We start from the raw sequence: 12,764 nt of genomic DNA, 5'->3' as shown, positions 1-12,764 counted from the left end.
TTTAAATTGCTATACTTATACCAAAATTTAGTTTACTTAGGAAAACATATGGATAATTTGGGTAAAACTCTAAAAGAAAAAAGAATCGCCTTGCATTTATCACAAAAAAAAGCCTGTGAAAATATTTGTTCACAGCCCATGCTTTCTTCTATTGAACAAGGAAAATATATCCCCAATTCACACATATTAATTTTGTTATGCAAAAGACTAAGAATTAATATAGATCAGCTTAGTCTTAGTAGTAATTATCAAATAAGTTCTTTGAATAGCTTTAATCAAAAACTTGAAAAATTATGTAACGATCACAATTACATTGAGTTAAAAAAATTTCTTTTATCAGACGATACGATTGCACAAGTTAAAGCCAGTCAGCAAAAAGCCTATTACTATTATTTGAGTATCGCTTATTTGCAGGCAGACAATGATTTAGACGAGTTTGAATATAATTTAAATTTGGCAATGTCTGAACATCCCCACTCTATCGCATTGACCACCTTGGATCGCTTGATCTTTATTTCAATGGCTGTTCTTTATGCAAAAAGGAAAAATTCAAAATACTTAGACTACTTAAATAATGCTTTTATTAAATTTAATGAAGTCCATTTTGAAGACAACCAAATCATACTTTTCTATTTAGCGGCGTATGCAAATATTTTAATGGGAAAAAATATCGATGCACTTAATTGGATCAATCAAGGCATCGATTTTGCTACTAAAAATAATTCTCATTATATGTTGGCAAATTTGTATTATTTATTTGCCAAAGTTTTGATAGCTGAAAATAAAGGTGATCTGGCGCTAGATTCGCAAACTAGATCGAAGATTTTTACAGATTTGTTTAATGAAAAAATCTTTGAATTCAACTAATCAAAAACTGTTTGCCAAACGTCACTTTCGTGGCATTTAAAGGCTAATTCAATATCTTCGGGTAAATTACGGTGAAGCGACAAATTTAACTTCAAAGCTTCTTTCAAAGTAAAATACTCTGCATCACTAGTTTCAGAATTATCAACACTATTAAGTTGATCATTATCGGGCACGCATTCAATGAAATGTTTATAAACATAATTTAGATTTCTTTGCTCATAATTATGAATTTGAATATCTTTTACCGCAATAAGACGCTTCGGAGTCACATGAATATTAGCTTCCTCACGCGTTTCTTTAATTGCAATTTGACTTGGGGTATATCCAATATCGGCCCATCCTCCAGGGATCGACCAAGTATCTTCCATTTTTTCATGAACTAGCAATATCTTATTCTCATGATTAAAAGTTACTGCTCGAACGTCAACTTTAGGAGTGACATATCCGTTATCTGAATCAAAGAAAATATCCATTTGTTTAGGTGTAGCATTAGTTAATTCAGCTGATAGTTTTTTGGCTACCGCTTCTAATTGATTATATCTTTCATGATCAAAAACATCTTTAGTATAATGTTGTCCTGATTGAGCTATTGCTTGTAATTGCTGGATCATCATTTTTAAATCACTCATAATCTATCTCCTTTGCCAATTTATTTCATTATTAAAATTATCCTACATTAAAATAACGATTCATATAGCAAAAGCGATATACAAAAATATACTTTATTAAATTATTACTTTAAATTTGCTAATAGATAATTACTGTTCAAATAATAATATCCACTCGGTCCATTGAAGAGCGCACTTGATACATGCTCAAACAAATTTCTAACAGTTACTTCACTGTTAGGCTCCACAACAATAATTTTTTTGGAATCAGAATCAACTTTGACATCAGGATTATTAGAATTCAGAATAGCAAACTTAGTTAAGTAGAATCTAATATCTCTACTTGAATTATTTTTAACGGTCATATTAACTGCATAATTATATGTTGTTTTTGATTTGTGAAACTGAAAGGATACATCCCGTCTATCATGTCTAGATAAACTTTGATAATTTACAGCCTGTTTCTTAGTATTTGATTCACTCGAAGGTTCAACTGAACATCCTACCAAAAATAACAACAATAACAGTGACAAGATCTTAAATATTTTTTTCATAATTCATTACTCCTGTGACTCGATAGATCTGTCAACTTCATTGAACCACCATGAACTAGCAATAACAATTAATTAACTATCTTGTCTAGTTGCTGCAATATCAATCTCACAAATATTAACTTCCTGTGGCATATCGTACATAAACTTCACTGTTTCTGCGACATGTTTCGGGTCAAGCGTAATGCCGCCCATTGATTTTTTCCATGCTTCATATTCACTTAGAGCACTGCTATCGGTCACGTGAGTTAATAATTCCGTTTCCGCGGCACCTGGTGCTACTAACATAATACGTACATTTTCACCAGAAACTTCTTGTCTGATCGTCTCACTTAGACCATGAACTCCAAACTTACTTGCAACATAGGCTGCATGATTTGAAAAAGCCTTAAATCCAGCAATTGATGACATATTGATAATTGTTCCATGTTGACGATCTTTCATACCAGGAAGAACAGCCTGCATACCGTTCAGGACACCCATAACGTTAGTATCAAGCATTGTTTGCCATTCACTAGATGATTGTTTCCAAATATTTCCTAACAACATTACTCCAGCATTGTTTATTAGTAAGTCCACTGGTCCATAAACATTTTCTGCTTCCTTAATAACCTTTGACAATTCATCTTGATCAGTTACATCAGCATGTCTGATTATTATTTCACCACTCAAGCCTAATGCCTCAATTTTTTCAGTTCGACGTCCTAGTAGCAATAATGGAAAACCATCAGCGTTAAATATTTTGGCCATTTCAGCACCAAACCCAGAACTGGCACCGGTAATTACGATTAATTTTTTCATTTATATATCTCCTATTAAATCAATTTGACGATTACGAATTAATATTATAGACTGAGATAATTATTTTCCTAGTACGCACTTTTTAGTTACTGGGCAGGCAGGAGTTTTAAATATGTACGAAAATGAATTCGATGCAACAATGCAGTTAATTAGAGGTAAATGGAAAATCAGAATTTTATACGAGTTAAATTCTGACCCGCATACCCGCTTCAATGCCTTGCAGAGAAATCTCGATCCTGTGACTCACAAAATCTTATCGGAACAAATCCAACAAATGATCAACGATGGATTAGTCAAACGAATAGACTTTCACGAACAACCTTTGCATATTGAATATCATTTAACTAAAAGAGGACAGTCACTTATCCCAGTAGTTGATGCAATTTGTGATTGGGGACTGGCTAATATAGATACTTCAAAATTAAAACAAACACTGTGCAATTAATTTAAATACTAAAAAAATGACCGCAATCCGACTTTGGATTACGGTCATTTTTAATTATTACACGAAAGAAATCTTAGGAGTGATCTCTTTGATTACTACTATAAAATTGCTTTAACTAGTTTAATAATCGCCCCGACAGCAACTAAGAAAACATATGTATTGACCAATTTTACAACAGCTTTCATAACTAAAGGATAAGTTTTCTTTTTAACTTGTTCCTTTAAATAAGGATGATAATTGTCCCAAATATTGGGATAAAGTAGCACGGCTATCATTGTAATGTAAGGTACTACCTTTAAAACCGCTAGTATTGGGATCAACAAGAATGTTAACCACCAACTAGCTTTAAACAAACTCAAGGCATTAGTTTTACCGATCTTGGTAACTAATGTATGACGACCATTTTTCTTATCAGCCTCCAAATCACAAGTATCATTACATAATTGTGCTGAAAACATAGCAAATGTATTCGGCAAACAAACTATGATCGCATTAATAATTGCACTGGAAGTCAATTTTCCACTAGTTACTGTCCCTAGATAGACGTAGACAACTGGAATCAATATGGAAATGGCAATAGCCACCACTGACGATCCAAACATTGTTGAATTCAATGGTTTTGGTCCTGCTGAATATGATAAACCAATGAGAACACAGATAATCCCGATCAAAAGTGTCCACCAATTAGTCCGATAAACCAGAAATGCACCAATCAATAATGGAAAAATGGTCAAACCGTACATCCATTTTTTGACTATTACCAATGATTCACGATTAACACCGATGGTACTGATTTTTTTACGATATTCTTCACTTTTAGAATGGCGAAAATCCATATAGTTATTATGAAAATTAATAATTATGTGAATAAAAAATACTGTGATAAATCCTAAAATTCCATTTATAATATCGAATCTACCAATATTTAAATAAGAATAACTGGCTGCTAATACTAGCCAAGCAAAATCAAGTACAGTGGTCCTAATTTCCGATAATTCAACGAAAAGTTTTCGATTCATAACTATGTTCTACATTTCCTCTGGAGCCTTAACACCAAGCAGTGCCAAGGAGATTTGCAATACAATCGTTACTGATTTAACTAGTGCCAATCTAGCAACTCGCCCATCATCCTCTGTCAAAATCTTGCTATGTGCATAATATTGATTGAAACTCTTTGCTAATTTCAAAGCATATTTGGCAATTACTGATGGTTCGTAAATACGTCCGGCACGTGATAAGATCTCTGGGAATTCTTGAATCATCTTCAAAGTATCCCAAGCTTCTGGATCGGCTAATGTAAGATCACCATCAAAATCAACATCACCGGCTTTTCTTAGAATGCTCAAAGCTCTAGCGTTTGTATATTGAACATATGGACCTGTTTCACCTTCAAAACGAACAACTTCTTCAAGGTTAAAGTCGAAACTGTCACGTCTTTCATTCTTCAAATCGTGGAAAACAACCGCACCGACACCGACTGATTCGGCAACTTGATCTTTATCTTTCAAGTCAGGATTTTTTTCTTCAATTTGCTTTTTAGCAAGATCAACAGCGTCGTTCAAAACATTTTCCAATAAGATGACACGGCCCTTACGAGTAGAAAGTTTCTTACCGCCATTTGTGATCAAACCAAATTCGATATGGTGAATATCATCTGACCAGTCATAACCCATCATCTTCAAAACAGCCTTTAATTTCTTAAAGTGTTCAGATTGTTCACTACCAACTACGTAAAGTGATTTCACAAAATTGTAAGTATTCTTACGATAAATCGCAGCAGCTAAATCACGTGTGATATAAAGTGTTGCTCCATCAGTCTTTTTGATCAAGGCTGGTGAAAGGTCTAAATCAGAAAGATCAACGATTTCAGCACCTTGACTTTCTTTAAGCAAATTCTTTTCTTCAAGAGTATCAATAACAGCATCCATCTTGTCGTTATAGAAAGCTTCACCGTTAAATGAATCGAATTCAACACCTAAACGTGTATAAATCTTTTGAAATTCACTTAATGATAAACTTCTAAACCATGTCCATAATGCAAGAGCTTCTTTGTCGCCATCTTCCATTTTTTTAAACCAAGCACGAGCTTCATCATCAAGTTCAGGCTTTTCTTCGGCTTCCTTGTGGAAACGAACATAATACTTCAAAAGATTGTTGATAGGATCTTTTTCAACGTCTTCTTTTGAACCCCACATCTTGTAACCAACGATCAATTTACCAAATTGTGTTCCCCAATCACCTAAATGATTGATCTTAATTGGTGAATATCCTAGTTTAGTCAAGATCTTGGCAATCGAATTACCGATCACAGTTGAACGAAGGTGTCCCATAGACATTGGTTTAGCAATATTAGGTGATGACATATCGATTGGAACATTACCACTACCTTCGTTTTGATTACCGTAATTATCTTGTTCTTTTAAAACTTCTTTTAAAATAGCATCTGAAAATGCTGCTTTATCTAAGAAAAAGTTAATATATGCGCCTGTATTAACGATTTTTTCAAACCCTGTTTGATCCATCTGTCCAACTAATTCTTCGGCGATCATATTTGGTGCTTTATGCATTGTTTTAGCTAAAATAAAAGTTGGAAATGCATAGTCACCTAAATCTGATGTTTTAGGTTTTTCAATTAATTTTGTAATTTGTTCAGCAGTAATTTCTGCTGGTAAAACCTTGGCCAAGGCTTCTACAATCTGTTTCTTTGAATTCATAAAGTCCTCCTCAAAATAAAAAACGCCTCTTTCAAATAAAATAATTTGAAAGAGACGAGAATTCCCGCGGTACCACTCTAATTGATAAATATCCACTCAAAAAGTATTTAACTGTTTAAAAAGGTGCGACTTAATCATTGATACGATCAGCTTTCACCAACATCTGATCTCGCTTAGAATCATTAGATTAATTAATCCTTCTTTTGCATAAGTATATTAGCACAAAGAAAAATTAATTACAATTTAATTCTACACTTCAGGAATAAACATGTGGCCTAATGTTGCTGCCATGATAGCTTTGATCGAATGCATTCTGTTTTCAGCTTCCTCGAATTGACGAGCATATTTACTTCTAAATACTTCATCGGTTACTTCCATTTCAGTTATACCGTACTTTTCGTAAACATCATGAGTTGTCGTTGTTAAAGTATCATGATATGCAGGCAAACAATGCATAAAGATCAATTGATCATCCGGCATCTGTGCCTTCTTTAACATGTCCATATTTACTTGATAAGGTGTTAAAAGTTTTAATCTTTCGTCCCACTTATCTTCTTCACCCATTGATACCCAAACATCTGTGTAAATAACATTTGAACCTTTCACACCTTTGTCGATGTCGTCAGTAATTAAGATCTCACTACCAGAATCTTTAGCGAATCCCTTGGCAGTATCGATAACTGATTGTTCTGGGAATAATTCTTTTGGTGCCAAAATATGAATATTAACACCCAACATTGCACTGGCAACTAAGAAACTGTTGGCCATATTGTTACGACCATCGCCAACGAATGTTAAGGTGATACCTTTGATCTTTCCGAAAGTTTCTTTAACAGTCATATAATCGGCAATCATTTGTGTGGGATGCCAATCATCAGTCAAACCATTCCAAACTGGAACACCAGAGAATTTTGCCAAATCTTCAACTGTCTTTTGTTTGAAACCTCTAAATTCGATTGCATCATACATTCTGCCTAAAACTTTAGCTGTATCTTCAACACTTTCCTTTTTGCCAAGTTGAATATCATGTGAACCTAAGAATTCTGGATGTGCACCCATATCAACAGCTGCCGTTGTGAATGATGAACGTGTTCTTGTTGAAGTTTTCTCAAAAAGTAAAGCAATGTTCTTGCCCTCAAGATAATGATGAGGAATATTTTGTTTCTTTAAAGATTTCAAATGTAATCCTAAATTAATTAAATATTCCAATTCTTTTGGAGTAAAATCCTTTTCTTTTAAAAAGCTTCTGCCTTGAAATACTGATGATTCTTGTCCTTGATATGCCATAATATATCCTCCTAAAATTAAAAATAATTTCATAAAGTTAAAATCTGCCTGTAATGATAACGCAAAGATTTTAATAAATCCATACAAAAAAAGAACATTCTAACTTTAGAATGTTCTAATAGCCTATTTCTTCAAGGCTTTATCACGCCAAATAAAAATTTCACTTAATATATTGCCACCAATTGTTCCAATTAACGATCCTAGTCCAGTTTGTAATTTAAACATTGCAAATCACCCTCAGCCTCATTAAGATATTTTAATTGTAAGCGCTAACCAGTGAAGATGCAATTTAAAAGTTTACAAAAAGAGCGCAACATATGGCGGTTAGATACTGAGCATATCCTAGAATATCGAATAATTGTGTACTTTCAATTGTTCGATATTCGTAGATAAGCGGAGGTCTCTGCCATATGTTGCGCGTTTCAATAATAAAATCGTAATACAAAAAAGGATGTGAATATCACACCCCAATTTTACAATTTATTATTTAGCACTCTTTTCAACATGTTTTACAACACTCTTATGACTGCCTTCGTATAACTTCCACTTTTGACCGTCTGGAGTCTTAATTGTTGTCTTACCAACTTTAGTAAATTTCCATGAGAAGTCAGGTTCAGCAATAATTCTGAAACCAGTGATCTTAAACTTCTTCTTGTTGTCTTTGTTCATAACTAACTTAGACTTTTGGAAATATGTGATTGTTTTCTTTGAGCCATCTTTGTTTACACGGAAATACTTAACATCCTTCTTATCCTTACCAGTGAAGAAAGTAATGTACTCGTCCTTGTTGTCCTTGCTTACACCAACATAGTCATGACCTTTGATCTCTGACTTTGTGATTTTTTTAGCTGAGTGGACATCTTTCTTTTGAGTTGTACTTGCGTTTGAACAACCAGTAGCAACAGTTGTGAAGCCACCCATCAAAGTGATAGCAGCCATCAATGTAACTAATGTTTTTTTCATATTATTCTCCTCGATGCTCTTTAAAATCATTCATCATGTTTGATTCTATTGTAATCAGGAATAAAAATCAATTTATATTACACAATTTCCTGTCAAATTTACGAATTTTTTATTAATTTGTAATACTTTGTTGTATAATTAATAGTTGTAGCAAATGCGAACTTAGTTTAATGGTAAAATGCCAGCTTCCCAAGCTAGTGTCGCGAGTTCGATTCTCGTAGTTCGCTTATCAAAAATATGCTTTATTAGCTATGAATATATGTCAATAAGGTGGTCTTATTAAAATGAAATCAAACAAAACAAAAGCAATCATCATTTTACTTTCAATATCATCAATTTTAAATATTTTTTCAATCGCAATAAATATTCATAAGTTAATACATTGGAATAAAGAATAAGAATACATGTGGTCACGACAATTGTCGTGGCCCTTTTTAGACTCTCCTAATGCTCACTCAAATGATGACTATTAAGATACTTTTTCATAAATGACCTTGGTAACTTGATCAAACTATTAACGGCAGTTTTAGCCCAACTACGATCTGTTTGTCGGCCATATCTTTTATTGTAATAATTATTCGTCTGCTTATCATAACTTTCAACTACATCAATTTTTGCATCATATTTATTTTGATGATAAACAGCTTCAAATGGCAGTCTTGGTTTAATATCATTTAATTTTCCTTTAGGATGGCCAATGACCAATCCATATACTGGAAAGACGTGTTCTGGAATATTTAAAAGATCAGACACAACTTGAATATTATCTCTAACTCCACCAATAAAACAGACTCCAAGACCCATAGATTCCGCGGCGATAACCATATTTTGGGCGGCCAATGTTGCATCGATCGTTCCTGCTAAGGTTGCGTCTACTCCCTCAATTGTCTGAGAAACATCTAGATTTAATTTCTTTGCCATTTCGTTATTTCTACTTAGGTCTGCACAAAAGACAAATAAACGTCCTCCTTGATTCATAAAACGCTGATTACGAGCTGCCTGGGTTACTTTTTCACGTATATTTTCATCGACTACATCAATTATTGAATAAGATTGCTGAAAACTTGTTGTTGAGGCTGATTGAGCGGCTGTTACAAGTTGTTTTACTGTTTCATCGTCTAATTGTTCATCTGTAAAAGAACGTACTGAAACGTGTTTTAAAAGGCCCTCAATCGTTTTATTATCTGACTTATCCATGTATTTTCCTCACTATAAATTATTTTGTATCATGATATATATTTTTGCACATATTGATAGTATAGTTAAGTTAAAACATTTTAGGAGAATTAAGATGGAAAAAGTTAATAAACCTGCAAAATCATACCAATGGTTGTTTATTGCTTCAATTGTAACTGGTGGAATCTACTTATTAGTAAAATTATATCAAGAAATACATTGTCTATTAAGCAACAAATGCGACATGTAAAAAAATCGGCGTATGCCGATTTTTTTAATGGTCAAATTTTTTTAGTAAAGTAAAATCTGTCTGTCTCGAATCTCCCAAGTTAAAATCATGCGAACCAATCTTAACAAATCCTTGTCGATCATAAAATCTTTGTGCCTTAAAATTATTTTCCCAAACGCCTAGACAAATACCGTCTTTTTTTAATTTAACCGCCATATCCTGTGCATAATTCATCAATAATTTGCCCCATCCATGATTTTGATATTCTTTTAGCAAATAGATTCTTTCAATTTCCAAAATGTTTTCAAAATCTACTAAATCGGCTTTCAATCTAATTTTCAAATATCCAACTTTTTTATCATCATGTAATAGAAAATAAAAACGAGAATTATCATCCTCTAGCTCGTCTTTTAAAGTTTGATTATTGTATGAATCATGCAGAAATTCACTCATATTCTTTTCTGTGTTATCTTTGGCAAATGTTTCAGAAAACGTTTGAACACTAATATCACTCAAAGCTTGTAAATCTGACAAATTACAATCAACTATTTTTTCCATATTAATAAATCCTCTTTCCACCATTTTTAACTAGATCCCAGTCCGATTCGATATTCTTTTGAACTTTGGACAGTAACTTTTTGATCTGATCTTTTTCAGCATTGGTTAAACCTTGCAAAGCCTTATTGTTAGAATGTTCATTTTCACGCTTAATAAATGGATAGATTTCCTTACCTTTTTCACTTAAATATAATTTTTTGATTTTCTTATTGATTTCATCATTTTTTCGTTCGATAAAACCGTTCTTTTCCAATTTTTGAAGTGCTCTTGAAGCTGTGGCTTTATCGATTTTAATGATATTTGCTAAATCTTCTAAAATTATTCCTGGATTCTCGCCTATCCTAACAACATAGAGGTATTGACCTTTCGTCAACTCGATTTCTTTAAATTCAATGTTACTGATTGAATCTAGTGATCGTGCAATAACCCCAATAGATCGCAATATTTCTGGCATTTAGTCACCTTCTTTTAAGAATGGATTTATTATAAACACTTTTTGTTGCATTTGCAACTAAAAATCCATTTGACCATCGAATAATAATAATCTATGATAGAAAGTGAAAACGTTAACATATTTGGAGGGCAATATGAAACTAGGAATAATTTTAGAAACTAAAGAGCACGAAAAGGCATGGAATGGCTTTAGATTAGCTATTGCTTCACTTGGTCAAGGTCACGAAGTTAAAATTTTCTTAATGGGTGAAGGTGTTGAAGTTGAGGACATCCATGATGAAAAGTTTGATGTTAGTGAAAAAATGCATGAATTCCTTGAGAATGGTGGAGAAATCTTAGCTTGTGGAACTTGCATCAAGAGTAGACACCGTGAGGATTCAACAGAATGTCCAATTTCTACAATGATCGATTGCGTAAATATGGTCGATTGGTCAGATAATACAGTAACTATTTAAAAACACAAAAAGATCGATAATTCGTCTGGGAATTATCGATCTTTTTTTAATTTTTAATATAGTGGCATATATGTATCACGTTCCCATTGAGAAACGGTTTGTTGATATTGTGCCCATTCAGCATTCTTGGCAGCAAAGAAACTATTTGTAAGTCCTTTGCCAAGTGATTGTTGAACGTACTCATCTTTACGTAATGCCTTTAATGAATTATGCAATGTTGAAGGAAGGTCAATGATGCCATCTGCAGCACGTTCTTCTTCTGTCATTTCATAGATATTCTCTTTAACTTCTGGAACTAGTTCATAACTGCTATTGATTCCATCTAGTCCGGCATCAAGGATCGCTGCGATTGCTAAGTATGGATTAGTTGTTGGATCAACACTTCTCATCTCAACACGTTTTGACTTACCTTTAGCAGCTGGTACACGGATCAATGGAGATCTGTTTTTACTTGACCAAGCAATATATGTTGGTGCTTCAAATCCAGGAACTAATCTCTTATATGAGTTAATTGTAGGATTATTAACGGCTGTTAGTGCACGTGCATGTTTTAAAATACCGCTCATAAATTGTTTAGCAATAGGTGACAATTTATCGTTTTCATCATCAAAGATATTCGTATCACCATCAAATAGTGACATATTAATGTGCATTCCGGAACCATTGATTCCTTGTAGTGGTTTTGGCATAAATGTTGCATATAGTCCATGTTGTTTAGCAATTGTTTTAACGACTAATTTGAACATCTGGATACTATCAGCCGCAGAAAGAGCATCTTCATACTTAAAGTCGATTTCTTGTTGTCCAGGTGCTACTTCGTGGTGACTTGCTTCAACTTCAAAGCCCATCTTTTCTAATTCTAAAACAATATCGCGACGGCAATTTTCACCAAGATCAACTGGAGAAAAATCGAAATAACTACCATCATCGTTCAAATGTAATGTTGGATTTCCTTTGTCATCTGTATTAAATAAGAAGAACTCTGGCTCAGGTCCAATATTGAAATTACTGTAACCCATGTCTTTCATTTTCTTAATAATACGTTGAAGATTAACTCTAGGATCCCCTGCAAAAGGTTCGCCATCAGTTGTATAGATGTCACAAATCAATCTAGCGACTTTACCATGTTCTGATCCCCATGGGAAAATTAGCCATGTTGATAGATCGGGATGCAATAACATATCGCTTTCTTCTATTCTTGTAAATCCATCAATTGACGAACCATCAAAAGTGATCTTGTTTGCAAGAACCTTATCAATTTGAGAAACGGGAACTTCAACGTTCTTAATAATTCCATTGATGTCTGTAAACATCAAACATAGAAATTCTACGTTCTCATCAGCAACCATTTTTTTAATATCTTCAGAAGAATACTTATGCACTTTTACCACTCCTATTGTATATACCATTTTTAGCGAGTTATTAATTAACGCCCTTGCTATTGGTGTTCTTTAATAATAGAACGATAATACCAATTTGACATTAGACTGTCAAATATATAAATACGAATTTTAAAACTAATTTAATTGTACCTATAAATTGTACTAAAGATTAAAGAACTTGAACAAATTTTTTTAAAGTTTAATAAACATTATGGCAGAAATCTCCTGATTTTAATCAGGTTGATGAATGCCTTTATGCCTACGCCGTAAGTCAT

The 12,764-nt window shown here is 33.2% G+C and carries 15 protein-coding genes and 1 tRNA gene; 5 read left to right on the top strand and 11 right to left on the bottom strand.

Translation table 11 applies throughout. The features are described 5' to 3' along the window. Positions 1 to 48: 48 nt before the first annotated feature. On the top strand, positions 49 to 867 hold the full coding sequence (locus EKM77_RS00075; RefSeq protein WP_125591415.1) for a helix-turn-helix domain-containing protein: 819 nt from the start codon (positions 49 to 51) through the stop codon (positions 865 to 867). Here EKM77_RS00075 and EKM77_RS00070 read toward each other — a convergent pair. The 3 genes from EKM77_RS00070 to EKM77_RS00060 all read right to left on the bottom strand — a co-directional run bounded on the left by EKM77_RS00070 (position 864) and on the right by EKM77_RS00060 (position 2,827). After that, the gene (locus tag EKM77_RS00070; protein WP_125591413.1) at positions 864 to 1,496 is read right to left on the bottom strand and encodes an NUDIX hydrolase N-terminal domain-containing protein; all 633 of its coding nucleotides are present in this window, start codon (positions 1,494 to 1,496) and stop codon (positions 864 to 866) included. The two genes, EKM77_RS00075 and EKM77_RS00070, sit on opposite strands and share 4 nt — an antisense overlap. A gap of 104 nt (positions 1,497 to 1,600) precedes the next feature. Continuing rightward, positions 1,601 to 2,029 (bottom strand): hypothetical protein, encoded by a 429-nt coding sequence (locus EKM77_RS00065; RefSeq protein WP_125591411.1) that lies wholly within the window; start codon positions 2,027 to 2,029, stop codon positions 1,601 to 1,603. A gap of 72 nt (positions 2,030 to 2,101) precedes the next feature. Continuing rightward, positions 2,102 to 2,827, bottom strand: coding sequence for an SDR family oxidoreductase (locus tag EKM77_RS00060; protein WP_125591409.1), 726 nt, complete (start codon positions 2,825 to 2,827; stop codon positions 2,102 to 2,104). A 112-nt stretch (positions 2,828 to 2,939) separates the two neighbouring features. On the opposite strand from EKM77_RS00060, the gene EKM77_RS00055 reads away from it, so the two are divergent. Beyond that, a complete protein-coding gene (locus EKM77_RS00055) occupies positions 2,940 to 3,272 on the top strand; it encodes a winged helix-turn-helix transcriptional regulator (RefSeq protein ID WP_125591407.1) in 333 nt (110 codons plus the stop codon). 98 nt (positions 3,273 to 3,370) lie between these two features. Here the strand turns inward: EKM77_RS00055 and EKM77_RS00050 are convergent, their stop codons facing one another. From EKM77_RS00050 to EKM77_RS00035, 4 genes are all read right to left on the bottom strand, one after another. Beyond that, a complete protein-coding gene (locus EKM77_RS00050; protein WP_125591406.1) occupies positions 3,371 to 4,291 on the bottom strand; it encodes a prenyltransferase in 921 nt (306 codons plus the stop codon). Positions 4,292 to 4,300: 9 nt separating this feature from the next. After that, complete coding sequence (gene argS / locus EKM77_RS00045) at positions 4,301 to 5,986, bottom strand: arginine--tRNA ligase (protein ID WP_125591404.1); 1,686 nt, start codon at positions 5,984 to 5,986, stop codon at positions 4,301 to 4,303. A gap of 249 nt (positions 5,987 to 6,235) precedes the next feature. Continuing rightward, positions 6,236 to 7,273 carry an ornithine carbamoyltransferase gene (gene argF, locus EKM77_RS00040; protein WP_125591402.1) on the bottom strand — a complete coding sequence of 346 codons (1,038 nt, stop codon included), beginning with the start codon at positions 7,271 to 7,273 and terminating at the stop codon, positions 6,236 to 6,238. A 483-nt stretch (positions 7,274 to 7,756) separates the two neighbouring features. Next, positions 7,757 to 8,236, bottom strand: a complete 480-nt coding sequence (locus tag EKM77_RS00035; protein ID WP_125591401.1) for a hypothetical protein — start codon at positions 8,234 to 8,236, stop codon at positions 7,757 to 7,759. Positions 8,237 to 8,392: 156 nt separating this feature from the next. Between EKM77_RS00035 and EKM77_RS00030 the strand changes: the two genes are divergently transcribed. Beyond that, positions 8,393 to 8,463: transfer RNA gene (locus EKM77_RS00030), tRNA-Gly, on the top strand. Positions 8,464 to 8,680: 217 nt separating this feature from the next. On the opposite strand, the gene EKM77_RS00025 is transcribed toward EKM77_RS00030, so the two are convergent. Beyond that, positions 8,681 to 9,433 (bottom strand): NADPH-dependent oxidoreductase, encoded by a 753-nt coding sequence (locus EKM77_RS00025; RefSeq protein ID WP_125591399.1) that lies wholly within the window; start codon positions 9,431 to 9,433, stop codon positions 8,681 to 8,683. Positions 9,434 to 9,527: 94 nt separating this feature from the next. Between EKM77_RS00025 and EKM77_RS11100 the strand changes: the two genes are divergently transcribed. Continuing rightward, entirely contained in the window at positions 9,528 to 9,662 is a 135-nt protein-coding gene (locus EKM77_RS11100) for a hypothetical protein (RefSeq protein WP_263852881.1), read from the top strand. A 24-nt stretch (positions 9,663 to 9,686) separates the two neighbouring features. On the opposite strand, the gene EKM77_RS00020 is transcribed toward EKM77_RS11100, so the two are convergent. After that, positions 9,687 to 10,199, bottom strand: a complete 513-nt coding sequence (locus EKM77_RS00020) for a GNAT family N-acetyltransferase (protein ID WP_164507672.1) — start codon at positions 10,197 to 10,199, stop codon at positions 9,687 to 9,689. Position 10,200: 1 nt separating this feature from the next. Further along, on the bottom strand, positions 10,201 to 10,653 hold the full coding sequence (locus EKM77_RS00015; RefSeq protein ID WP_125591395.1) for a MarR family winged helix-turn-helix transcriptional regulator: 453 nt from the start codon (positions 10,651 to 10,653) through the stop codon (positions 10,201 to 10,203). Between the two features lie 133 nt (positions 10,654 to 10,786). On the opposite strand from EKM77_RS00015, the gene EKM77_RS00010 reads away from it, so the two are divergent. Next, positions 10,787 to 11,107 (top strand): DsrE family protein, encoded by a 321-nt coding sequence (locus EKM77_RS00010; protein ID WP_125591393.1) that lies wholly within the window; start codon positions 10,787 to 10,789, stop codon positions 11,105 to 11,107. Between the two features lie 53 nt (positions 11,108 to 11,160). Here the strand turns inward: EKM77_RS00010 and glnA are convergent, their stop codons facing one another. After that, a complete protein-coding gene (gene glnA / locus EKM77_RS00005; protein WP_125591391.1) occupies positions 11,161 to 12,516 on the bottom strand; it encodes a type I glutamate--ammonia ligase in 1,356 nt (451 codons plus the stop codon). Positions 12,517 to 12,764: the final 248 nt, after the last annotated feature.

This window comes from Companilactobacillus baiquanensis (assembly GCF_003946605.1).
GTDB lineage: Bacteria > Bacillota > Bacilli > Lactobacillales > Lactobacillaceae > Companilactobacillus > Companilactobacillus baiquanensis.
The sequence above is the reverse complement of the archived record's forward strand: the minus strand, read 5'-3'. Positions and strand labels throughout refer to the sequence as shown.